At 37.5% G+C, this 22801-nt stretch carries 22 protein-coding genes; 14 read left to right on the top strand and 8 right to left on the bottom strand.

What is annotated here, in order from left to right; translation table 11 throughout:
* Positions 1-228: 228 nt before the first annotated feature.
* Positions 229-654: an HIT family protein gene (locus NYE61_RS06720; RefSeq protein WP_095309649.1), complete on the bottom strand. Its 426-nt coding sequence runs from the start codon at positions 652-654 to the stop codon at positions 229-231.
* 677 nt (positions 655-1331) lie between these two features.
* Between NYE61_RS06720 and NYE61_RS06715 the strand changes: the two genes are divergently transcribed.
* On the top strand, positions 1332-2078 hold the full coding sequence (locus NYE61_RS06715) for an ABC transporter ATP-binding protein (RefSeq protein ID WP_303448029.1): 747 nt from the start codon (positions 1332-1334) through the stop codon (positions 2076-2078).
* A complete protein-coding gene (locus NYE61_RS06710) occupies positions 2071-3285 on the top strand; it encodes an ABC transporter permease (RefSeq protein WP_303448028.1) in 1215 nt (404 codons plus the stop codon). The genes NYE61_RS06715 and NYE61_RS06710 overlap by 8 nt, the downstream gene beginning before the upstream one ends.
* 47 nt (positions 3286-3332) lie before the next feature.
* Here the strand turns inward: NYE61_RS06710 and NYE61_RS06705 are convergent, their stop codons facing one another.
* From NYE61_RS06705 to NYE61_RS06690, 4 genes are all read right to left on the bottom strand, one after another.
* Complete coding sequence (locus tag NYE61_RS06705) at positions 3333-4514, bottom strand: M20 family metallopeptidase (protein WP_303448027.1); 1182 nt, start codon at positions 4512-4514, stop codon at positions 3333-3335.
* A gap of 267 nt (positions 4515-4781) precedes the next feature.
* A complete protein-coding gene (locus NYE61_RS06700; RefSeq protein WP_095309641.1) occupies positions 4782-5624 on the bottom strand; it encodes an aldo/keto reductase in 843 nt (280 codons plus the stop codon).
* Between the two features lie 107 nt (positions 5625-5731).
* Complete coding sequence (locus tag NYE61_RS06695; RefSeq protein WP_303448026.1) at positions 5732-6958, bottom strand: MFS transporter; 1227 nt, start codon at positions 6956-6958, stop codon at positions 5732-5734.
* 311 nt (positions 6959-7269) lie between these two features.
* The gene (locus NYE61_RS06690) at positions 7270-7704 is read right to left on the bottom strand and encodes a ferritin-like domain-containing protein (RefSeq protein WP_095309630.1); all 435 of its coding nucleotides are present in this window, start codon (positions 7702-7704) and stop codon (positions 7270-7272) included.
* A gap of 133 nt (positions 7705-7837) precedes the next feature.
* On the opposite strand from NYE61_RS06690, the gene NYE61_RS06685 reads away from it, so the two are divergent.
* The 6 genes from NYE61_RS06685 (at position 7838) to NYE61_RS06660 (ending at position 12337) form a co-directional block, all read left to right on the top strand.
* Positions 7838-8479, top strand: a complete 642-nt coding sequence (locus NYE61_RS06685) for a phosphatase PAP2 family protein (protein ID WP_339317160.1) — start codon at positions 7838-7840, stop codon at positions 8477-8479.
* 136 nt (positions 8480-8615) lie between these two features.
* Positions 8616-9392 (top strand): cell wall-active antibiotics response protein LiaF, encoded by a 777-nt coding sequence (liaF, locus tag NYE61_RS06680; RefSeq protein WP_303448024.1) that lies wholly within the window; start codon positions 8616-8618, stop codon positions 9390-9392.
* 13 nt (positions 9393-9405) lie between these two features.
* Positions 9406-10458 (top strand): sensor histidine kinase, encoded by a 1053-nt coding sequence (locus NYE61_RS06675; RefSeq protein ID WP_118888715.1) that lies wholly within the window; start codon positions 9406-9408, stop codon positions 10456-10458.
* A gap of 38 nt (positions 10459-10496) precedes the next feature.
* Positions 10497-11123, top strand: a complete 627-nt coding sequence (locus NYE61_RS06670; protein ID WP_095309636.1) for a response regulator transcription factor — start codon at positions 10497-10499, stop codon at positions 11121-11123.
* Positions 11124-11418: 295 nt separating this feature from the next.
* On the top strand, positions 11419-11853 hold the full coding sequence (locus NYE61_RS06665) for a disulfide oxidoreductase (RefSeq protein ID WP_303448023.1): 435 nt from the start codon (positions 11419-11421) through the stop codon (positions 11851-11853).
* A gap of 4 nt (positions 11854-11857) precedes the next feature.
* Entirely contained in the window at positions 11858-12337 is a 480-nt protein-coding gene (locus tag NYE61_RS06660; RefSeq protein WP_118888718.1) for a thioredoxin family protein, read from the top strand.
* Positions 12338-12451: 114 nt separating this feature from the next.
* Here NYE61_RS06660 and NYE61_RS06655 read toward each other — a convergent pair whose 3' ends face one another.
* Positions 12452-14227, bottom strand: coding sequence for a dihydroorotate dehydrogenase (locus NYE61_RS06655; RefSeq protein ID WP_303448022.1), 1776 nt, complete (start codon positions 14225-14227; stop codon positions 12452-12454).
* A 39-nt stretch (positions 14228-14266) separates the two neighbouring features.
* On the opposite strand from NYE61_RS06655, the gene NYE61_RS06650 reads away from it, so the two are divergent.
* Together NYE61_RS06650 and NYE61_RS06645 are read left to right on the top strand one after the other, a co-directional pair.
* Positions 14267-14398, top strand: a complete 132-nt coding sequence (locus tag NYE61_RS06650; RefSeq protein WP_339317156.1) for a hypothetical protein — start codon at positions 14267-14269, stop codon at positions 14396-14398.
* Positions 14399-14493: 95 nt separating this feature from the next.
* Positions 14494-14868, top strand: a complete 375-nt coding sequence (locus NYE61_RS06645; protein ID WP_240033726.1) for a YbaN family protein — start codon at positions 14494-14496, stop codon at positions 14866-14868.
* A 90-nt stretch (positions 14869-14958) separates the two neighbouring features.
* Here NYE61_RS06645 and NYE61_RS06640 read toward each other — a convergent pair whose 3' ends face one another.
* A complete protein-coding gene (locus tag NYE61_RS06640) occupies positions 14959-15459 on the bottom strand; it encodes an antibiotic biosynthesis monooxygenase (RefSeq protein ID WP_303448021.1) in 501 nt (166 codons plus the stop codon).
* Positions 15460-15629: 170 nt separating this feature from the next.
* On the opposite strand from NYE61_RS06640, the gene NYE61_RS06635 reads away from it, so the two are divergent.
* The 4 genes from NYE61_RS06635 to hemY all read left to right on the top strand — a co-directional run bounded on the left by NYE61_RS06635 (position 15630) and on the right by hemY (position 21603).
* Positions 15630-17801, top strand: a complete 2172-nt coding sequence (locus NYE61_RS06635) for a transglycosylase domain-containing protein (protein WP_303448020.1) — start codon at positions 15630-15632, stop codon at positions 17799-17801.
* 122 nt (positions 17802-17923) lie between these two features.
* Positions 17924-18958 carry a uroporphyrinogen decarboxylase gene (gene hemE, locus NYE61_RS06630; protein ID WP_118888723.1) on the top strand — a complete coding sequence of 345 codons (1035 nt, stop codon included), beginning with the start codon at positions 17924-17926 and terminating at the stop codon, positions 18956-18958.
* Between the two features lie 303 nt (positions 18959-19261).
* Positions 19262-20197 (top strand): ferrochelatase, encoded by a 936-nt coding sequence (gene hemH / locus NYE61_RS06625; RefSeq protein WP_303448019.1) that lies wholly within the window; start codon positions 19262-19264, stop codon positions 20195-20197.
* On the top strand, positions 20197-21603 hold the full coding sequence (gene hemY, locus NYE61_RS06620) for a protoporphyrinogen oxidase (RefSeq protein WP_303448018.1): 1407 nt from the start codon (positions 20197-20199) through the stop codon (positions 21601-21603). Before hemH ends, hemY begins: the two co-directional genes overlap by 1 nt.
* Positions 21604-21848: 245 nt before the next feature.
* Here the strand turns inward: hemY and NYE61_RS06615 are convergent, their stop codons facing one another.
* On the bottom strand, positions 21849-22487 hold the full coding sequence (locus NYE61_RS06615; protein ID WP_118888726.1) for a GyrI-like domain-containing protein: 639 nt from the start codon (positions 22485-22487) through the stop codon (positions 21849-21851).
* Positions 22488-22801: the final 314 nt, after the last annotated feature.

Here is a 22801-nt window from a genome sequence, read left to right as displayed (position 1 = left end):
TATTTCCAACTGTACACTCGTTGTCAGTTGCGAAATGTTAGCAATAGTATAGCAGAATTTATTGAAAATTAAAAGGACTAATTTTTGTAAATGCTGGAATAGCGACGTCCAGCTCCAGCACGAAAGTTGTAGCAAGACTTCCATCACCTCATGACACGATAAAGAAGACTTACCGATAGGTACAGGGCGCAGTTCATACGTCGCTAACTGGACGTTTCCGCTTTTGTTTTAAATTGCGGCTTTAATTTCCTGGGCAATATTTTGCAGTTCTTCTGACGTATATTCGTCTGTATGTACAGTCCAGTTTGGTGTGTAGCCATCACCTTCGCCATATCTTGGAATTAGATGCAAGTGAAGATGGAATACAGACTGCTCTGCTGGCGCTTCATTATTGTTTAATACATTCATTCCTAATGGACTGTATGTTTTTTTAATCGCATTGGCAATGATTGGAACTCGAGCGAACAATTCTTTTGCAACCTCTGGTGGTGTTTCATAAATGTTTTTCGTATGTGTTTTCGGAACAATAAGTGTATGTCCTTTTGTTACCTGACTTAAATCCAGGAATGCATAAACATGCTCATCTTCATATACTTTGGCAGAAGGTAGTTCACCATTAATTATGTTGCAAAAAATACAATCGTCATGACTCATTTGTTATCTCTCCTTTTATAATTGTATATATTATGTTTATTGTAGTAAGTATTAGGGACAAATGTAAAGCTATTCCTCTTATTTTCTGAAAAAGGACAAGCGCAAAATAAATAAACAGGTCAGACCCGCATAATGCGGACCTGCCTGTTTTAAGAAGAAAGAGGATGTTTTAAACTAATGCTGGGGAACTGTAAACACCAGTAAATCATGCAAAGATGATTCGTCTTTGGTTTACAAAAACCATTATACCAATTGTCCACTTCGTCTGAAGCGGAAGCTGGTAAAAGGGCTTTATATCATTAGTATGCCAACACTGACACCCCATCTCGCTTTTTTACGAAAAATCAGAGTAATTATCGAACACTAACACCTCATTTTGTGTTTTTTACACGAAATTACATTAGATATTCGATCGTCAACACCTCATTTGCGTATGACAAGATTTTGTTGTAGTGAGACATCCTCGTTTCTTCCTTTCTATTTTGTTCCGAAATAAATATCTTATACATGGATTTTTTAAAAATTTTGATGGGAAGTATGTCTTGTACTGAAACAGTAATGTCCGCGTATTATCTAAGGGCGTTCTGCGCTTTTGGTCAGAAAATGTCGTAAGGTTTGCCTTTGGCAATGTCCAGCAATAATGATAAAATCAAAAGTAATGACAAGGAGGGATTTTGATGGAATCCTTATTACATATTGATAGCCTTCATGGAGGGTATACACATAAAAATGTATTGCACGGTATTTCATTTGATGTTAAACCAAAAGAAATTGTAGGTTTAATTGGTTTGAATGGTGCTGGTAAAAGTACGACGATTAAGCATATTATTGGACTCATGCAGCCCAAAAAAGGAACCGTTCGCGTGAATGGAAAGAGCTACAAGGAAAATCCAGAAACGTATCGAAATCAAATGGCATATATTCCGGAAATGCCGATATTATATGATGAATTAACGCTTTATGAGCATCTGCGCTTAACGGCGATGGCATATGGAATTGCTGAGGATACATTCGAGGCAAGACTTCAGCCGCTTTTAAAGGAATTTCGTTTAGAAAAAAAGCTAAACTGGTTCCCCGTTCATTTTTCAAAAGGGATGCGACAAAAGGTTATGATTATGTGCGCGTTCTTAATCGAACCACCGCTTTATATTGTTGATGAACCATTTGTAGGTTTAGACCCATTGGGGATTCAATCTTATCTACAACTGATGGACAGCATGAAAAATAAAGGAGCGGGTGTGTTGATGTCGACACATATTCTTGCTACTGCAGAGCGCTATTGCGATCGTTTTGTTATTTTGCATGATGGTGTTATTCGAGCGATTGGGACATTAGAAGAATTAAGAGAAAGCTTTAATATGCCTGATTCAACGTTGGATGATTTGTATGTGCAATTAACGAAAGAAGAAGATAGCCATGTTTGATTCGCATGCATTTTATAAAAAGCGTTTTTCATCTCACTTAAAAGAGACAGGCCGTTATTTGAAATATATTTTTAATGGTCATATGGCATTCGCTATCCTATTCTTTATTTCTGCATCTGCATATTATTACCAACAATGGTTGACGGAATTACCAGCGAATTTTCCGACGGCTTTGATAATTGGAATTACATTCGGGCTAATTGTGAGTTATAGCCCTGTAAGAACGTTATTAAAAGAGCCGGATCTTGTTTTTCTTATCGTAGCTGAGACAAAGATGGGGGCCTATTTCCGTAATGCGCTTATTTATAGTTTTGTCATTCAGCTTTATATGATTCTGCTTTTCGCTGCAGCATTTGGACCGCTTTATTTTGCTTCATATCCAGAAAGAGCGGGAAGTATGTATTTACTTACACTAGTTCTTCTTTTACTATTTAAAGTTGCAAATTTATTTGCAAATTGGTGGATGCTGAAAGTTAGGGAGCCAGGAATTCGGAATATTGATCTTCTCATCCGCACGGTTTTGAATGGGGTTATTTTTTATTTTATCGTAAATGGTGACATGCTATTTGCAGGAATTACTTCGATTTTATTTGTCATCGTTTTTCTCTATGATTATTATTACTCCAATAAACAATCAGGGTTGGCGTGGGATTTGCTTGTTGAAAAGGATCAAAATCGCATGCAGACGTTTTATAGAATAGCCAATATGTTTGCAGATGTTCCACATTTAAAAAACCGCGTAAAAAAGCGTCAGTGGTTGGTTCATTTAGTTAACAGAGGTGTCCCAATTGAAAAGAAACATACGTATGACTACTTATTTCGAATTTCCTTTATTCGCAGTGGAGATTACTTAGGGATGTATGTGCGTCTCATCGTAATTGGAGGATTATTCATTTATTTCATTCCGAATGTATGGATGAAGATATTATTTGGAATTTTATTTCTCTATTTGAGCACATTCCAGATGATGCCCCTTTATCAACATCACCGAACGAATATGTGGCTGGATCTTTATCCTGTTGAATTAAATTATAGGAGAAGTGCTGTTCTCAAGATTGTTTATCAACTAAGTACAATTCAAACGCTCTTGTTCGCCTTGTTGTTTGTTCTGTTACAGGAATATTTGGGATTTGTTATTATTCTTGGTGGTGGGTTGCTCTTTACCGTTCTATTTGTGAATGGTTATATGAAACCGAGGTTAAAGTAATACAATGAAGCAGACCAAATCTATTTGATTTGGTCTGCTTCATCTGGTTAGAATTCGGAATTCGCTTTTTGATATTCAAAATAAGCTCCAATTAAGGTTTTAGCAGCAATTGGTAAAGCTTTCTCCTCAATATCAAATTTGGGATGATGGTGTGGATATGGATTTCCTTCTTTGTTCGCACCTGTAAAAAAGTATGCTCCTGGCTTTTCCATCATATAATAGGAGAAGTCCTCTCCACCCATTACCGGTAAAATTTCCTCAGTAGTATGAATCGCATCAATTTGTTTGCTCGCCTCGAGAACAATTTCAGCTCCCTCAGAATGATTGATTAATGGCGGATAGCCTTTTATATAATTTAATGTGTAGGATGCGTCGTTTGATATACAAATACCTTTAAGGATTTTTTCCATCTCATCCATAATTAGTTTTTGAACATCTGTATTAAAGTATCGTACCGTACCAACTAATTCTGCTTGATCAGCAATAATATTAAATGCATTCCCCGCTTGGAAAATTCCTGTTGTTAGCACTGCTGTTTGTAATGGATCTACTCTTCTGCTAACGATTTGCTGAAACTGTGTAATAACTTCCGCTCCGAGAACGATCGCATCCTTTGTTTCATGTGGGTATGCACCATGTCCACCTTGGCCTTGAATCTTTATCTCAAACCGATCTGCACCAGCCATAAATTCCTTTTTTGAAGTCTGGAGTACGCCTAGGGGAACGGTTGCCCACAAATGTGTTCCAAATACTGCGTCCACTTCATCGAGTGCGCCTGCTTCTATCATAGGTTTCGCTCCACCTGGTGCAAATTCTTCTGCATGTTGATGTAAAAAGACAATCGTTCCTGTAAGCTCGGCTTGATATTTTTTCATAACTTTAGCTAGTGTAAGTAGTGTTGCGGTATGTCCGTCATGGCCACAGGCATGCATGACACCAGGAACCTTGGATTTGTATGGTACATCTTTTTCATCTTGAATTGGCAGTGCATCGAAATCGGCTCTTAATGCAACTGTTTTACCTGGCTTTGCTCCTTTTAATGTTGCGATTACACCATTTCCACCGACTCCTGTTTGATAGGGAATCCCGAGCTCTTCATAGAAATCTGCTATGTATTTTGCTGTTTTTGTTTCCTGAAAAGATAATTCGGGATGCTGATGCAAATATCTTCTGATCTCTATCATTTCTGGATAGAGATCATCAATTGATTGATGTATACTTTCTAACATTGATAACGCCACCTCTTAAATTAATTCACTTTTACGTTTATTCTATCATAACATGAGTTTCTATTCAGAAAATAAATTTTATATATTTTAAGTTGGGAACCACTACGATAATTGGAGGTTTAATATGAAGGTTAAGATAGTGAATTATCAAGGCACAGTTATGGAGAAGGAAAGGTGAATAAGAAGTAATCCGTTCATTAGAAATTAAAAACAAACGTGATGATAGTGCATCAAAGGCTCATATACGATGCGCTATCATCATGTGATTTAAAACTCTTCGTAAACAGCTGGGTCCTGATTTTTATTTCTGCCATCAGGGCGAGTCAACTCTCCAATGAGGTTCATTTCAGTTTCGTCCAGTGAAAAGTCAAAAATCGATATGTTTTCTAATTGTCTTTGCGGTGACGCTGATTTAGGAATAGGAATGGCATTCAGCTGATAATGCCAACGTAAAATAATCTGTGACACAGTCTTGTTATGGTATTCGGCAATTTTTTGTATCACTTCATGTTGTAAAGCATTATTTGTGCGACCAATAGGACTCCAGGATTGAGTCTGAACTTGGTTATCCTGATGCCATTTTCGCAGTTGTTCTTGGTTGAAAAAAGGATGTAATTCAATTTGGTTCATGCTCGGCTTTACACCAGTTTCTTTTTCTAATCGCTCCATATGCTCCGGTAAGAAATTACAAACACCGATAGAGCGAATAAGCCCCCATTTTTTTGCATCAATTAATGCTTGCCAGGCTTCCATATAAATATCTTGGATTGGGTTTGGCCAATGAATAAGGTATAAATCATAGTAATCTAGATTTGCACGATATAATGACTCTTGAATGGTTGTAACGGCTTTATCATACTCATGGTAACGTCCTGGTAATTTGGATGTAATTCTTAATTCTTCTCTTGGAACAGAACTGCGTCTTACAGCTTCCCCAACAGTTCCTTCGTTTTCATAATTATAAGCTGTGTCAATTAGCCGGTAGCCGATGTCGATCGCACTTGTAATCGCATTTACACCTGCATTCCCATTAAGTTTATATGTACCCAAACCAATAACTGGTACGGTCATACCATCATGAAGCGTAATCTCTGGAATCGATTTACTCATTATGAACCACTCCCTTTCACTAATAGTTTAAGCGTATCACTATATGAACAAGTAATTCAAATAAATTAATCCATTATTAATATAAGAATGATTTGTTCAATACATTATTAAGCTGACCCTTTTAGCTTTTCTCCCACAGTTCTTTGCCTGCCAGATCCAATTCCAGCGAGCAGCAGCAATCCAATGATACCTATTAATAATAGTAACGGGATACTCCAGCTGTTTGCGATATCGTGTAGGGCACCAATAAGAACTGGGCCCGTCGCTGCTAACAGGTAACCAAATGATTGAGCCATTCCAGATAATGCTGCTGCTTGTTTTCCATCCGTTGTTCTTAATGTGAAGAACATCATGGACAAACTAAATGCACTACCAGAGGCTATACCAATTAGGATAGCACTGACAGGAACGATAGTTGGATGTCCGATTAACAATCCAAGTATGCCTGATGCATATAAACAAGCGGTTACGATGCTTAAACCGATTTGATTTTTCAAGCGCTCTGCAATAATTGGGATAATAAAGGTGATTGGAATAACAGAGAATTGCATTAAGAAAACCATCCATCCTGCTGCACTTGAACTATAACCAATTGTTCGTAATATATCAGGGAGCCAGGTTATTAATGTATAGAATAGAAAAGATTGACATCCCATATATAGTGTAACCTTCCAAGCTAATCCAGATTTCCATAAATGATTTCCGTTTTTCTTTACAGCGATCGTATTAGTAGTCCCTTTTCTTTGAAGTAATTGCGGGACCCATACAAGTATGGCTAAAAATGAAATACATGCGAAGACTCCTAATGCGCCTGGCCAGCCAAAACCTTGAATTGCAGCAAGAGGGACACTTAATCCAGAGCCGAGCGCACCAAATATATTCATCGATACAGCATATACACCTGTCATCATTCCGATTTTTAAAGGGAAATTCATTTTGATAAATCCTGGTAGTAACACATTGCCAAATGCTATTGCAGTCCCTATTAAGATTGTTCCAATGAATAAAAAGCCAACATCTGCTAATGAACGGACAATAATTCCAGTGGTTAGAATAAGCATAGAAAGAAAAATCGTCCATTCCATTCCAAGCCGGTTCGCTAGTTTTGGTACAAATGGAGAAAGAAGTGCAAATGCGATTAGAGGCAGCGTGGTGATACTTCCTGCTATGGCATTGTTCAATGCTAAATCATCTCGAATAAAAGGGATGAGTGATCCGACAGAAGTTAGTGGGGCTCTTAAATTGGATCCGATTAGAATAATTCCGAAGATAAGAAGCCATGTTGTACGTTTATTTTTTTGCTGATTTTCTAATGATAAATCTTTCGTATTCAATTTTTATCCTCCATTAGTTATAATTGCGGTATGGTGCTTTTATATAAATGATGTTATACTTAACGTTGCGATGAGCTGATTTGTGTAAGTCAAAGCACAATGCAATAGATGTGAATGTGAACACATCGTGCTTTGCCGCAAATTTCGTGAAGGCGCCTGTATTGTATACGGGCGCCTTTTATATACAGGAACCTGTTCAATTCTAATTTATTCATCATATCATGATTTTACAAGTAATAGATAAGTAAATTAGTGATAACCAATAAAAAAGGACAGCTATAGTTAGCCGTCCTTAAGAAAAAAGGAATCTATTAAGAAAGTCGAGGATCAGCAAGTAATCGTTCGATTTCTTCCTTATGGTGTGTTTCATCCGATATTAAATCCTCTAGCTTAACAACAAGCTCTGTTAACCCAAGGTCCTCTGCTTGTTTTTTTCGTTCTTCATAACGTTTAATTGTATCGGACTCAGCTTGAAGTGTTGCTTCAAGTATTGCTTTTACTTCTGTTGGTTGAGGTACATCAGCTGATTTGGTTGTTGGAGTGCCTCCAAGAGCCTTGATTTTTTCAGAAAGATAGAGTGCGTGTCCAAGCTCATCCGTAATTTCTGATTCGAAAAATGGTTTTAATGCTGATCGGTATAAGCCAGAAACAACAGATGCACTGTATGTGTACTGAATAGCAGCACCATACTCATGAGCTAAATCTTCATTTAAACCATCAATTAAATTTTGTAAATCCTTTTCCATTATTTATCTCCACCTTTTCAATAGTAAAACGTTAAGTATACTGATACAATACCCGCTCTAGTTTTGTTTAAACCTAAATCCCTGTATAATAACATTAAATTGAAATAAGAAGATAAAATGAAGGTGTGAAATAATGATGAAAAAAGATCGGACATTATTGTTGTTTCTATTATTCGCAGTACTTATAATAACGGGAGTTTGGGTTGTACAAATTGTAAATGGTTATGTACCCTATATTGACAGGTGGTCAAACCAATTCGTTGAAACCTTGCATAATTCCATTATTTATCAGCCATTCCGATTGGTTACAAATCTTGGATCAGAATCCTTTCTCGTACCATTCGTAGTTGTCATGACGATTGTGTTAAGTATTTTACTCAAAAAATGGTTTGTTGCTATCCTTTTTCCTGGTGGGATTTTACTGACACATCAATTGAATATACTTATTAAAAGTCTTGTTGTAAGGGAGAGACCAAGCATATCGGTTGCAGCTAATGCAGAAGGATACAGTTTTCCGTCTGGACATGCTATGATCTCAATGGTTTGTTATGGCTTGATTGCTTATTTATTAGTTAAGAAAATGAAATCGCATGTCCTAATCTTTATTACGCAAACAATGTTTGTCACACTTATATTTTTGATTGGGATCAGCAGATATGTAATTCATGTCCATTATATAACCGATATTGTTGCTGGATTTGCGCTTGGATTTATCTGTTTAATTGGACTCATATATGTGTATGAAAGGATGGAGTCAGTCTTAAGTCGGAGCTAAAAGCATCCTCTAGATGGTTTAAAGGGGGAGCAACTAAGTTTATGATAGGAGTAGTAACTTGCTTATGGTCCTTAAAAAAGAGGATGTGTAGAGCAATCTCCTATATACAGATTGACTCTGAGAGGATGACAGACAGATGAGAAATTTCTTTCGTTATTTCTTTGCGATTTTTTTAATCGTTATTGGCGTTATGCTTGTGATGGCTAATCTTGAAGTGATTGATTTCAATTTTAGTGTCGCATGGCATTATATTTATCCAATTTTCTTTGTTGTGATTGGTTTTATGAGCTTGATTCGTTATTTAGGAAGAAAAGGGGGAAGCTGGATTTTTGGATCCTTTTTCGCAATATTCGGTTCGTTGTTAATCATGGATCGGTTAGACTGGATGACATTTGCTTTTAAAGATGTTATTAATTTATGGCCATTGCTTATTGTATATATTGGATTTTCTCTAATTGGACGTAATCGGGTTAAGATCAATTATTCTTTTGATGACGACAAGAATCATGATTATGATTATGATACAGGATGGCATAAAAAGTATTTTGATAATTCGATGTTTTCGGTGGGGAGCCAAACCTTCGATGAGCAGAATTGGGTAGTAGAGCCAATGCATTTAAAACATATGGCCGGAGACTTTTATTTTAACTTTTCGAAAGCTTTTATTCCTGAAAAGAAAATTCCAATTACGATTGATTCGCTTGCAGCAGATGTGAATATTGTGGTACCTGAAAATATTGATTTTCGTATCCATGCGAGGGTGAAAGCTGGCGGTATACAAGTGCTGGATCAAGCTTCGGATGGTATAAATCGCACATTCGTCTATCAAACGAATAACTATGATGCTGCTGTCAAAAAGCTGGATTTTTATATCAATCTAAAAGCTGGTAACATTCGTATCGATCGTGTGTGAGGAGGGCTGTATGATGAAAAACAGGTTTTCAAGTATCCGCTATATTTTTATTCGTTCCCATTTGTACAGTATGTTTTTAACATCCATCTTACTTCTTACCATTTTGTTATCTATCTATGTCTTATTTGAGCCAGAATGGTTAACTGTTCAAAGCATTTTTCTATTTGCAATTTTGTATGCCTCTATTGCCTTTGTTATTTCGCTGTACACTGGGTTTAAAGAGGTAGGGAATATGTTGAAAACCAAGCTGGATGGCATATCCCTTCTCATTACGCAATTTTCAAACGGAAATTATGATTCTTCTATTCAGTTCCCAAAGTCAATGAAAGATGAAGATGAGATTACAAGAATTGCAAAGGATTTAAATGAGCTCGGTAATAAATTAAAGAATCAGGTAAAGTCATTGCAGCGAATGGCGGATGAGAAAGCAGATTTTGCTAAGTCAGCACATAAAGCAGCTGTTATAGAGGAAAGACAGCGGATTGCTAGAGACCTTCATGATGCTGTTAGCCAACAGCTTTTTGCTTTAACAATGATTTCAGAAGCTTCGATTAAGCAATTTGATAAAAATCCGGCATTAGCGAAAAAGCAAATGAAGGAAGTTGCTACGGCGGCATTACAAGCACAGACAGAAATGCGAGCGCTTTTACTGCATTTACGACCTGTTCATTTATCAGGAGATTCATTGGCAACAGGAATACATAAATTAATTGAAGAATTAAAGCAAAAGAGCTCAATTCATTTCCATCTCAAGATAAATGAGGAGCTAGAACTAAGTGAAACGATAGAAGAGCATGTATTTCGGATTGTTCAAGAATCGTTATCAAATATTTTAAGACATGCAAACGCGAACAACGTACAGGTAGAGATTTTTAAAAAATCAAACGAATTATTTGTACACATTCAAGATGACGGTAAAGGTTTTGATGTAGTAAATGATAAAGAAAGAAAAACATCCTACGGGTTGAAAACGATGCGAGAGCGTAGTGAGGAGTTAGGCGGGACATTTGTTATTCGTTCTAATCCCGATGAAGGAACATATATTGATATTCGGATTCCTTGTTAGCGGAAAATAAATCGGTTTATTTAGTGGGGGGAATGGAAATGGTTCGTGTTTTAGTTGTTGATGATCATGAAATTGTACGAAAAGGAATTATTGCTTATTTACAGACGGAAGATGATATTGAAGTTGTTGGTCAGGCATCGAGCGGGAATAAAGGGGCTGAACTTGTGCTTCAATTACGGCCAGATGTTGTTTTAATGGACTTAATTATGGATGATGGGACAGGAATTGAAGCGACAAAGCAAATAATGGGGGACTATCCAGAATGTAAAATTATTATTTTGACGAGCTATTATGATGATGAACAAATATTTCCGGCACTTGAAGCCGGGGCATTTAGTTATATATTAAAAACTTCCGCTGCACCTGAAATTGCTGCTGCTATCAAAAAAGCAGCCAACGGGGAAAATGTCATTGAGCCAAAAGTGGCTGGAAAAATGATGTCAAATTTCCGCGCTGAACAAAAAAAGCCCCATGATGAATTGACAGAACGTGAAATGGAAGTCTTACTCTGTATCGGAAATGGTATGACGAACCAAGAGATAAGTGATAAGCTCTACATCGGTATTAAGACGGTGAAAACGCATGTTAGCAACATTTTATCAAAATTGGATGTAAATGACCGGACGCAAGCAGCTGTTTATGTCCACCGTAATCAATTACTATAAGATTAGCTAAAAGCTGCTTAAGGTACTATGTTTAAGCAGCTTTTATTAAAATAAATATAAAAAAAATTCTCCAGAGCCGTTCTAATTCACCCTCTCATACTTCGTGAAATAGCATGTCCATACTAGCATAGACCATTAATTTACTAACAATATTATAATGAAAACAGGAGTTTTTCTTTCGTGATTGTTCAATAATTTGTCATATTAGATGAAACAACCAAAGCTGTTTTATTGTTTTTCACTACAGGCATTTGTATAATACAAATGTATAAAAAGAAGAGAGGAATACTCGAATATGCGGCAGATGACTAAGAAAGCTGAGAATTTATTGTTGTTCATTTGGGTACAAGCATTTGTAGCAACGACAGGTAGTTTGTTTTATTCAGAAATAATGGGATATGTTCCATGTGAAATGTGCTGGTACCAAAGAATTCTAATGTATCCATTAGTCATTATTTATGGGACTGCGGCAATTAAGAAGGATATTTCAATTGCGCTGCCAGGATTAATTTTGAGTGTAATCGGATTGCCAATTTCAATTTATCACTACATGCTGCAAAAAGTGCCTGCAATGCATGAATTGGGGGGAGCATGCACTGGAGCAGTTCCGTGTAATGCTGTCTACGTCAATTACTTTGGCTTTATAACGATACCGTTTTTAGCTGGTGTAGCGTTTACGGTAATTATTGTTTTACATCTTATGCTTTTAAAGGAACAAAGGAGGAAATAAACGAATGGGAAAGAAAATGATAGCTATTATTGCGGTAATTGTTGTATTATTTATTGCTTTATTTTTCGTCCTCGATTATAAAAATAATCAAGCACTTAATAACAATGAAAATCCTTATGGAACAGAGGATTTGGATCAAGCTACAATTGATCAGCTAGACAATCCATTATATCAAAATCAAATTCTTCCAGATGAGTTAAGTGAAACGATTCAGAATGGAGATCCTGTTACGGTTTACTTTTATAGCCCAACTTGTATTTATTGTCAAAACACAACACCATATCTCGCCCCATTAGCTGAGAATATGGATGTCGATATGAAGAAATTCAATTTATTAGAGTTTGGACAAGAAGGCAATGCATATCGCATTGAATCAACTCCAACACTGATTCATTTTGAAGATGGACAAGAGGTTGCCAGGCTTGTTGGACAATATCCTGAAGAGGGTTACGAAACATTTTTTAATGAATATGTTGTGAATTAATATAAGAAGTAGTGGCTTCGTCAATGAAGCCACTACTTTTTTTGATATGATTGGACTATAAAATTTGAATTCTATCTACCGCTAAAAAGGGGAGTGAACACGCGAAAGAATCATTTAGCGTCGTGCTTCTGTTTTGTTAAAAAACGGATAAGAAAGAATTAATCCAATAAAATACAAACCAAGTGCAATATACGCAGGTAACAGATGTATAAAAGTCGTATAGCCAATTGCAAAGTGAATATAGATTCCTGCCCAAAATGCTGGCAAGCCTCCTATTAAATAGGTCCACCATACCCACCGATTGCCTTGTTGGAATCCCCATAATGAGAGCATCAATACGAGTAGGCCAACACTTATTAAAGCACTGCCAAATCCAGCACGGTCATGTGCTAAAACAGGAAGCAAGTTCTCGTTAAACGTATTCATCATTTCAGCTGGCATGCAGATATAAGCCAAATCAGTTGGGACAAAGATGGTAGTCATTCCGATGGTGGAAATGATAATCCCTCCTAATACAAAAGAAAACCCTAATAATACAAAGGCTAATTGCCCGAATAATCCTCTTCTAAAGATGACATCATTTTTTCTGTTTTTAGAGGATGGCGTGCCAGTAACGCCTATGGATTTCCTGTATCCATATATATAAACTGGAAGTAAAACAAGCCAAAAAACAAAATGAAGCCAGTCGAAATAACCGAATCCAATAAAAGCAAAAATACCCAGAAAGCCAATAATTGCAGCAATATCAATTGCCTGCTTTGCCCATTTTAATCCATGTTTCACTCCGTGTTTGGCTAACTGCATGTATACAATTCCACCAGATATCATGGTACCAGCTAGTGTCATACGATCATGTGCCATGAATAACATAATTCGCTCATTGAAGGTCATTATTGACTCGCGTTTCATTCCTAAAAACAGCTCATCATATGGTAGTACTACAGTTGTCATGCTAAAAAGAAGTGCCAGCAGTCCTCCAATCATAATAAATAAACCAAATAGCCAATAGGCAAACCATCCGTGTAGTTGTGGAGGGCTGTAATCAAGGCGATCTAAAAGTGCTTCGTTGATTCGCTTGGTTAAACCTGGGCCGGCAAATACATAGCCATCTGAAAGCATAATGAAATCAGCGCCAGCATCTAGCAGCTGTATTGCTTGTTCTGGTTCCTTGATCCCGCCTGAAGTTATAATGGTGCCTTTATAGCCGTTATTTCTTAGCTTCTTCACTTTTTCATGCAAACGAATATCTTTTTCCGTGTGTTCCAACACAATACCAGCAAAAGGACTATCTATAAGACTCTCACTTGGTGGAACGGTTGAGAAGAATATTGGCTTATTCGTTTCTTGAATTAATACCGGAAACGAAGATTCGATAATATAACCATCAGTAAATTGTTCAAGCCGCTTTATCATATAGCTTAGTTCTTCATATGTCCCACTTAGTCTAACAAATAGAGGTTGCTTCTTTTTTACCTTATGTAAATGATCGATTGTTTTTTCAATTCCAATGGATTCCACCTTAGTTGGAAACTGAATCACTTCTATCTTTCTATCAACTATTGGAGTCGAGAAATGGGTTGTTTGCTTCACTGTCACAGGACCGATTTCTAGAAAACCAAAACCTAAGTTGGTAAAAGCATGTGTTCCAGAAAGAAGCGGATCGATTTTTCCAGATAACCCAACTGGGTTATTAAATATTAATCCATGGTTAATTTTTTGGATGAGTGGAGAACTTTCTTCCCTACCCAGGAAATGAATCACTTGTGGGCCGATCTGGAATGGAAGTGTAGCAATGAAACTCATTCCACGATGTATAAGTTCTCTTGAGACATTAGGCGGTAATATGTTCAATAGGGGACGAAAAATACCATGATAAGACCAGTCTGGCATGGTATCACTCCTTCCAGCTGTCTTTTCTCTCATTGTAGCATGGATGAGTTTGCAAAAGGAAGAAAGCTAGTGTTTGCCAATAGGGTATGGAAAAATAAAGTGTTCTATAGTAGAATTGCATTTTCAAATGAACAGGAGGTTGATATTTTTGAGGTAAAACGTAATAATTAATATGATTTTATACTCTAAATCGTATGCTGTTCCGTGTTGCCAAATTTATATAAGGTAAGGTGATTACCATTAAAAATATAAGAAGTGCCCTTTTCATGCTTCTAGGACTTATATCCTTTGGTATTGGTGTTGCTGGTACGGTATTACCAGTCTTACCAGGTGGACCGTTTTTTCTATTCTCCGCGTTTTGTTTTGGGAAAAGCTCGAAGCGTATTGAAAACTGGTTTAAGAGTACCATGTTTTATGAAAAATACGTTGTTCGAATCAAAGAAAACCGTGGCATGACCAAAAAAGAAAAAGTTCGAATAAACTTGATTGCTGACGCTTTTATTCTTTTTTCGATATTTTATGTGGATATTCTGTTCGTGAGGATAGTTTTGGTTATACTCATGTTCTATAAGCACTATTATTTCATAAAGAAAATAAAGACGATAACACCAGAGGAAGCAAAAATTAATGTAAGCAAATAAACTATCTTTGCGTAATCTGCTTATGGTAATGAATTACCTTGAAAAAATGCCCGAGGGATAATTTTCGAGCATTATTTCAAGTGTTTGATTCTAGTCCTCTTCCTCTGTATACATATTGCAAATCGTTAGAAACGGCCGTTCGAGAAAATTTGCTGGCTTTTTAGAACTTTGGTTTTTATGAGCTTCTTTAAATTGCTCCGATTCCTTCCAGTTTTCGAAGTCCTTGGCAGATTCCCATTGTGTGAATACAACATACGTATTGCTTTTAGTCGGCCTCAGTAAGCGAAAGGCTTGGAATCCGGGCATTCCTTCAACCGAATTAGTCCGGTTCTTGAATCGATATTCAAAACCGGGTTTACTTTCATCGGAAACAGGTATGTTGTTCATTACCACAAATCCTTCTTCCAGAATGTCTCCGGTTTGCATTAAAATTTCATATTCTCTTCCCGATTGGAATAGTTTCTTTTCATGATTCTCATAGTAAGCAATCCCGCCCTCACTACTATGCATAAGATGAAGGTTGATTTCTGGATTTTTTTTACGTAGTTTCAATAGGAACTCAACTGTTCCATTGGTCATATACGCCTTCATATAATAACCCCCTTTATCTTTTATAATATCATATTAACCATATTACCCTCTATTGACAACGATTACACAAATCCTATATTAAAATTATTATTAAATAATAGGGAGTATATTCTTTAGATTCGGAGAAAAATGTCGTATAATAAATAATGTAATTGTGTAGAGGTGAACATATGCGAAAAAAGGTAAAAAAAGAGAAGCGACGTTTAACAATTCGGCGTAGATTTAAAGTGATTTTATTTATGATCGTTTGTATGATCGTCATGGGACTTCTTGGATATGGTGCTGCTTTATTTGGTGGAAAGCTAATCGTTGATCAGGCTGGTATGGTATTAGATGAAACGACTATCATTGAAACACAGGATGGGGAAGTAATTGGAACGTTATACAATGAAAATCGAATTTATACCCCTATTGATCAAACGCCAGAGCACCTGCAGCAAGCTTATGTTGCAATTGAAGATAGACGTTTTTATGACCATTCTGGAATAGATATCAAATCAATTATTCGTGCAACCTACAAAGACATTATTGCAATGAGTAAGGTTGAGGGAGCAAGTACGATTACACAGCAGCTAGCGAAGAATTTATTTTTATATAATGATAAAACATGGACACGAAAAATAAAGGAAGCAATGGCAGCTGTTTATTTAGAAAAAGAATTAACGAAGGATCAAATCCTAGAGTTATATATGAATGAAATTTATTTTGGTCATGGTTTATATGGAGTAGAAGTAGCTTCACAGTATTTCTTCTCGAAGTCGGTTGGTGATTTGACAATTGCAGAAAGTGCGACGCTTGCTGGGCTTGCTAAAGCCCCGAATGGATATTCACCGATTAACCATCCAGACAAAGCACTTAATAGAAGAAATGTTGTTTTACAGGCGATGGAAAATGCTGGATACATTACTGCTGAAACAAGGCTTGCAGAACAAGAAAAAACATTAGGCCTGGAAATACAGGAAAAAGAGGCCAAGTCTTGGACTGACAGCTATATTGACCTTGTGATGAAAGAAGCGGCAAGTGAGCATCAGCTTTCAGTTGAAGCGTTAAAGCGTGGTGGATATCGAATTATCGTTAATATGGATAGTACGATTCAAAAAATTGCCTATGATGAGTTTCAAAACGATGCATTTTTTCCGGGAAACACGGATGGAGTGGAAGGCGCCTTTGTGATGATGGAAGGTAAGACTGGAAATGTTGTTTCTGCTATTGGTGGTAGAAATTATCAGGTTGGTGATTTAAATCGTGCAGTAGTAAAGCGCCAGCCGGGCTCAACCTTCAAACCGGTTGCAGTATATGGGCCAGCACTCATGCAGGAGGAAAAATATACACCTTTTACACTTTTACCGGATCAACAAACAGATAAATATATGGTGTCGAATGTGGATGGAACGTACGCAAATGCAGTTACAATTTATGAAGCATTAATGAGTTCCAAAAACACATCGACCGTATGGCTGCTTGACCAAATTGGCATTGACTATGCGAAAGATTATCTAGAACAATTAGGAATGCCGATTGAGGATGAAGGATTAGCGATTGCGCTTGGTGGGTTAGCTGAAGGAGTTACACCGCTACAACTTGCCACCGGTTATCGTTCATTTTCTGCAGAAGGAAATGTCGTGGAATCAACAACGATTAATCGCATTTTTGATCGAAATAATGAAATACTATACGAAGAGGAAGCTGTATCTACACCGGTTTTTAGTCCGCAAGTAGCATGGCATATGACGGAGATGCTAACGGAGACCGTTAATAATGGGACAGCAGCTGCTGGTGACTATACAAAAGCATTAGCTGGAAAAACAGGTACAACCCAACATCCCCATGTTGAGGGACAAGTCAAGGATGCTTGGTTTGTTGGATATACACCAGAATATGTAACTGCTACATGGATTGGGTATGATAAGTCAGATAAGGATCATTACTTAACTGGTGGAAGTTCTTATCCAACGAGATTAACGAAATCGATATTGACTGAGGTTGATCAGCAAACTGGTGGTGCACTCACAGCGGAATTTACAAAACCAGATGCTGTGAGTGAATTACCTAAGCCAATCAAGCTCCCGCAAATTACAAACCTTCGTGCAGAATATCAATTTGGTGGCTTTTCATTGGTACAGGGAAAGTTAAGCTGGGAAGGGTCAGATGATGAGCGTGTGCATTATAGAATCTATCAAGAGAAGCCTGGCATTGATAAACGCATTGATGAAGTGCAAGGAGAAACAGCATATACCATTAATCATGCACTATTTCGCGGAAATACGTATTATGTTGTAGCGTACGACCCCTTAACTAAATTGGAAGGTGGCAGATCGGAAGTTGTGAAAATGAATTGGTAAATAAATTAGACAAATTGATGACAATCAGCCACCGTTACTATACAGTAGGGCATGTAATCGCTATAGTTAGGTATGGAGATAGTATAGAGGAAACGCACAGTATGTTAAAAGGGTGAAAATTTATGTCAAAACGAATCAATGATACGATTTTAAAAGCTTACAAAGGGGAAGATACGGATTATACACCAGCTTGGTTTATGAGACAGGCAGGACGTTCCCAACCAGAGTATCGGGAGCTGAAAGAGAAATATTCGTTATTTGAAATTACACATCAGCCGGAATTATGTGCTTATGTAACAAGGCTTCCTGTTGAAAATTATGGGGTTGATGCCGCGATCTTATACAAGGATATTATGACCCCGCTGCCAGCAATTGGTGTCGATGTTGAAATTAAGGCTGGGATTGGACCAGTTATTGACAATCCAATCAGGAATCTGGCTGACATTGAGAAGCTTGGTGAATTAAATCCAGAAGCAGATATTCCATACGTGCTTGATACCATTCGTATCTTAACAGAGGAACAGCTTGATGTACCTCTGATTGGGTTCAGTGGTGCACCGTTTACACTTGCAAGCTATATGATAGAAGGTGGCCCATCAAAAAATTACAGCAAAACAAAAAGCTTGATGTACCGTGAGCCAGAAGCTTGGTTTGCTTTAATGGAAAAGCTCGCAGATATGATTATTACGTATGTGGATGCACAAGTAAAAGCTGGAGTAAAAGCAGTTCAAATTTTTGATTCATGGGTAGGTTCATTAAATGCTGCGGATTATCGTGTATTTATTAAGCCAGTAATGACAAGAATATTTTCAGAGCTAAAAAAGCATAACGTACCATTGATTACTTTTGGTGTTGGTGCGCGTCACTTATTGTTAGAGTGGAATGATCTTCCTGTTGACGTTATTGGTCTTGATTGGCGCACATCCATTGCCGAAGCACGTAAAATGGGTGTAACGAAGGTTGTGCAAGGAAACTTGGATCCAACCATTTTGCTGACGGACTGGGAAACAATTGAGAGACGAACGAAGGCAATTCTAGACGAAGGAATGCAGCATGGAAAGCACGTGTTTAATCTTGGACACGGTGTTACACCTGATATAAAACCAGAAACATTGAAAAAGTTAACAGCGCTTATTCATTCTTATACACATAAATAGATACAAGAGGTTGTTCAAAAAGTCCGGTGAAAATGACGCATCGAGAGCAGTAGACCTTCGACTAAGTACCGACACGTCCTGTGTCGAGAGTCGAAGTCACCACATCAGGCGTGAAGCTCGTTGGCTGCTTTTGCGCTACTCCTTGGAAAAGAAAATTACTTTTCCTGCGTGCAAGTGCATCTGCTCAAAGCCACACCGTCTCGAACTTCGACGCACAGGACGTTGCGAGCTTAGCCGTCCTCGGACCTTTTCATCCTCCTTTTGAACTCACACTTTAAATTTTCACAAAGAGGTGCAATAAAAATGGAAAAGAAAAAAATGGGATTATTAGTAATGGCATATGGTACACCAACGAAAGAAGAAGAAATTGAACCGTATTACACACATATTCGCCATGGAAGAAAGCCAGATCCTGAAGCGCTTCAGGATCTGAAAGATCGCTACAAGGCAATTGGCGGAACTTCTCCATTAGCAAAGATTACCGAAGAACAAGCATATGCAATTGAAAAGGGATTAAATGAATCGCAAAATGAATATGAGTTTAAAGCGTATATTGGATTAAAGCATATTTCACCTTTTATAGAAGACGCAGTACAAGAGATGGCAAAGGATGGGATCAAGGAGGCTGTTTCTATTGTACTGGCTCCACACTATTCAACGTTTAGCGTGAAATCTTATAATGATCGTGCAGCGAATGAAGCAGAAAAGCATGGTATTTCCATTGAAGCTGTTGAAAGCTGGTATAAAGAGCCTGGATTTATCCAGTTCTGGGTGGATGGAGTTAAAAAGATTTACAATGAAATGACGGAGACAGAACGTGAAAAAGCGGTGCTCATCGTATCTGCACATAGCTTGCCAGAGAAGATTTTACAAAATGGTGATCCATACCCTGAGCAGTTGCAAGAAACAGCGGATTTAATTGTTGAAGGTGCTGGGATTAAAAATTATGCAGTAGGCTGGCAAAGTGAAGGAAATACGCCAGATCCTTGGTTAGGACCTGATGTTCAGGATCTTACACGAAATCTATATAATCAGGAAGGCTACCAAGCTTTTGTCTATGCGCCAGTTGGGTTTATCGCAGATCATTTGGAAGTATTATACGACAATGATTATGAATGTAAAGTAGTGTGTGATGAATTAGGTGTATCCTATTATCGTCCAGACATGCCGAATGTTCATCCTGACTTCATTGATTCACTAGTAAAAGTAGTATTAAGCAAAGTAAAGAGTGAAGTGTGATGGAACGTAAGAAGATTGTGATTGTAGGTGGCGGTATAACTGGTTTATCCGCCGCTTACTATTTGCAAAAGCAAATTCGTGAAAACCAATTAGCTGTTGATGTAAAATTGGTTGAAGCCACTGAACGTCTTGGAGGTCGAATTCATACAATTAAAAGGGATGGTTTTACGATCGAACGCGGTCCAGATTCTTTGTTAGCAAGAAAACCAGAAGCAATGAATCTTGTACAAGAACTAGGTCTGGAAGACGAGATTGTTTACAATGGTACAGGACAATCCTATATTTTAGTGAAAAATAAATTACATAAAATGTCTAAAGGTGCTTTTATGGGAGTGCCAAAAGAAATAAAGCCTTTGCTCGCATCCAATGTGTTTTCACGTAAAGGCAAGCTAAGAGCGCTTTGGGATATGGTACTACCAAAAAGCAAGGAAACAGGTGATCAATCGGTTGGTGCATTAATGCGTCGTCGCTTTGGAGACGAGCTTGTTGATTATCAGATTGATCCGCTGCTTTCAGGAATTCATTCTGGTGATATTGATCAAATGAGCTTACAAGCGACATATCCGATGTTTCATCGATTGGAGCAGGAACATGGCAGCTTAATCAAAGGTTTACAAAAAACAATGCCAAAGCCAGCAAAAAAAGCAAAAGAGAAAAAATCGCAAGGAATGTTTTTTTCTTTTGAAAATGGACTCGAGACATTAATCGATCGACTTGAAGGAAAATTAACTGATGGAACGGTACGTACGCATACTGCTGTTGATCATATAGAGAAGAAGGAACATGGCTACCATTTGTTATTAAGCAATGGAGAAGTGTATCGAGCAGATGCGATTATTATGACTGCGCCACATAATAAAGTTCCAAAGATGCTTTCACAATATGATTTCCTTAAAAACTTATATGATATTCCAGCAACATCAACTGCAAATGTTGTTCTTGCGTTCGATCAGTCACAAATAAAAAAAGATATCGATGGTACTGGTTTTCTTGTTAGTCGGAGTGAAAAATATCGAATCACGGCTTGTACGTGGACCCATCGCAAATGGCCAAATACAACTCCGGAAGGGAAAGCTTTATTCCGATGCTATGTTGGAAAACCCGATGATCAAGATATTGTCAATTTATCAGATGAAGAAATTACAGACATCGTTTTACGTGATTTGAATAAAACGATGAAAATAAAAGCAAGGCCCGAATTCAGCATTATTACACGCTTTAAACATGCAAGGCCACAATATCATGTCGGACATATAGAGCTTGTGGCAGATATCCGTGCAAATGCAGCAAGTGAATTGCCTGGTTTATTTTTAACAGGAAGCTCTTATGATGGCGTCGGAATCCCAGATTGCATTGGACATGGACGCAAGAGTGCTGAAGAGGTGCTCGGATTTTTAAATAAATAATGGTATGTAAGCTCTAGACGATTGTTGATCTGGAGCTTATTTATTTGCTTAGGAAAATGCACCTCTTGGGAAAAGCTGATAATTACTGTGAAAAGGCTGATATTTGGGTGAAAAATGCTGATGTTCACACTAAATTAGCTGATATATAAGAGAATTTGGCTGTTATTCGACATTACAGGTGAGAATCGAGCAATTTAATCCGGGGAAACACAAAAAAGTAGATGGTCTGCAATTAGTTGGATCATCTACTCAAACGATTCTATTTTCCGTTTTACCTTGTAACGAAGAACGGTTTTAAGCTTGGATGCTTCAACTTTTCGAAAATCGGATAGGTAAATTTCTTTATGTGTTAAAGACATTCTCTCAAGCTGATTGCTAGCTATAAATTCATCCATCTTCTGAAACGTTTTAGGTTCATCATCATATGGTCCGACGTGAAGCATTTGTACAGACAAACCCTCTTCCATTGAATCGAAAGTCACGTCATCTAGCAAAGGATGTGCTTTCTTCTTTCGTACATATTCAAATGCTCTCTCCACTACTTCTTCAGTTACAAATGTAGGTTGTTTAATCATAATGGTGTATAGCAATTCATCCTTATCCAGGGTATCTAGTTGTCTGCCTTTCTCCGTCAAATCCCATATTCCTTCTAATGGATAGACCGTATACTCAAAATATCCTTCAGGAGTATGTCCTTGTTTTGGCATCATCCGCACAGCATATGCTAACGAATAAAGGACATTTATTCTATTGGAAAATTCCTCGTCATTCGGATTCCCATTTCCCTGAATCATAAAATAATGCTGTTCTGGAACGGTGACTAATTCGGGTTGTTGTTTCGGTATATATAAATCCTTTTCTTTTTTTCTCCACTCATATTTCATTTATTATCATCCTTTATTAATGGCTGGATTTTTACCTTCTAAATTATAAAAGGGATGAGACTGAGACAAAAGTATTTTTATGAAATAAAAACCGAACATGATTGGTGCAAATAACTCGATCCGGAAATATAATTCGCGCATCCAAAGGCGGATGGTGAGCCTCTTGTGCTATTGCACTACGGTGTCTCACCTATGCCTTACCTCCCGCTGGAGTCTACGTATATTTCCTACGCTAAGCTTTTGCATCGTTCGTTTTTAACATTAAACACTTTTGTTATGTCCCAGCCCCATCCTTAATCGTTAAGGTAGCATTA

Origin of the sequence: Oceanobacillus sp. FSL W7-1304, assembly GCF_037969805.1 — a bacterium.
In the GTDB taxonomy this organism is placed as follows: domain Bacteria; phylum Bacillota; class Bacilli; order Bacillales; family Amphibacillaceae; genus Oceanobacillus; species Oceanobacillus profundus.
The sequence above is the reverse complement of the archived record's forward strand: the minus strand, read 5'-3'. Positions and strand labels throughout refer to the sequence as shown.

Coding starts and splice junctions, on each gene's coding strand:
- NYE61_RS06720 (WP_095309649.1), bottom strand. CDS start 654: ATGAGTCATGACGATTGTATTTTTTGCAACATAATTAATGGTGAACTA.
- NYE61_RS06715 (WP_303448029.1), top strand. CDS start 1,332: ATGGAATCCTTATTACATATTGATAGCCTTCATGGAGGGTATACACAT.
- NYE61_RS06710 (WP_303448028.1), top strand. CDS start 2,071: ATGTTTGATTCGCATGCATTTTATAAAAAGCGTTTTTCATCTCACTTA.
- NYE61_RS06705 (WP_303448027.1), bottom strand. CDS start 4,514: ATGTTAGAAAGTATACATCAATCAATTGATGATCTCTATCCAGAAATG.
- NYE61_RS06700 (WP_095309641.1), bottom strand. CDS start 5,624: ATGAGTAAATCGATTCCAGAGATTACGCTTCATGATGGTATGACCGTA.
- NYE61_RS06690 (WP_095309630.1), bottom strand. CDS start 7,704: ATGGAAAAGGATTTACAAAATTTAATTGATGGTTTAAATGAAGATTTA.
- NYE61_RS06685 (WP_339317160.1), top strand. CDS start 7,838: ATGATGAAAAAAGATCGGACATTATTGTTGTTTCTATTATTCGCAGTA.
- liaF (WP_303448024.1), top strand. CDS start 8,616: ATGAGAAATTTCTTTCGTTATTTCTTTGCGATTTTTTTAATCGTTATT.
- NYE61_RS06675 (WP_118888715.1), top strand. CDS start 9,406: ATGAAAAACAGGTTTTCAAGTATCCGCTATATTTTTATTCGTTCCCAT.
- NYE61_RS06670 (WP_095309636.1), top strand. CDS start 10,497: ATGGTTCGTGTTTTAGTTGTTGATGATCATGAAATTGTACGAAAAGGA.
- NYE61_RS06665 (WP_303448023.1), top strand. CDS start 11,419: ATGCGGCAGATGACTAAGAAAGCTGAGAATTTATTGTTGTTCATTTGG.
- NYE61_RS06660 (WP_118888718.1), top strand. CDS start 11,858: ATGGGAAAGAAAATGATAGCTATTATTGCGGTAATTGTTGTATTATTT.
- NYE61_RS06655 (WP_303448022.1), bottom strand. CDS start 14,227: ATGCCAGACTGGTCTTATCATGGTATTTTTCGTCCCCTATTGAACATA.
- NYE61_RS06650 (WP_339317156.1), top strand. CDS start 14,267: ATGGATGAGTTTGCAAAAGGAAGAAAGCTAGTGTTTGCCAATAGGGTA.
- NYE61_RS06645 (WP_240033726.1), top strand. CDS start 14,494: ATGCTTCTAGGACTTATATCCTTTGGTATTGGTGTTGCTGGTACGGTA.
- NYE61_RS06640 (WP_303448021.1), bottom strand. CDS start 15,459: ATGAAGGCGTATATGACCAATGGAACAGTTGAGTTCCTATTGAAACTA.
- NYE61_RS06635 (WP_303448020.1), top strand. CDS start 15,630: ATGCGAAAAAAGGTAAAAAAAGAGAAGCGACGTTTAACAATTCGGCGT.
- hemE (WP_118888723.1), top strand. CDS start 17,924: ATGTCAAAACGAATCAATGATACGATTTTAAAAGCTTACAAAGGGGAA.
- hemH (WP_303448019.1), top strand. CDS start 19,262: ATGGAAAAGAAAAAAATGGGATTATTAGTAATGGCATATGGTACACCA.
- hemY (WP_303448018.1), top strand. CDS start 20,197: ATGGAACGTAAGAAGATTGTGATTGTAGGTGGCGGTATAACTGGTTTA.
- NYE61_RS06615 (WP_118888726.1), bottom strand. CDS start 22,487: ATGAAATATGAGTGGAGAAAAAAAGAAAAGGATTTATATATACCGAAA.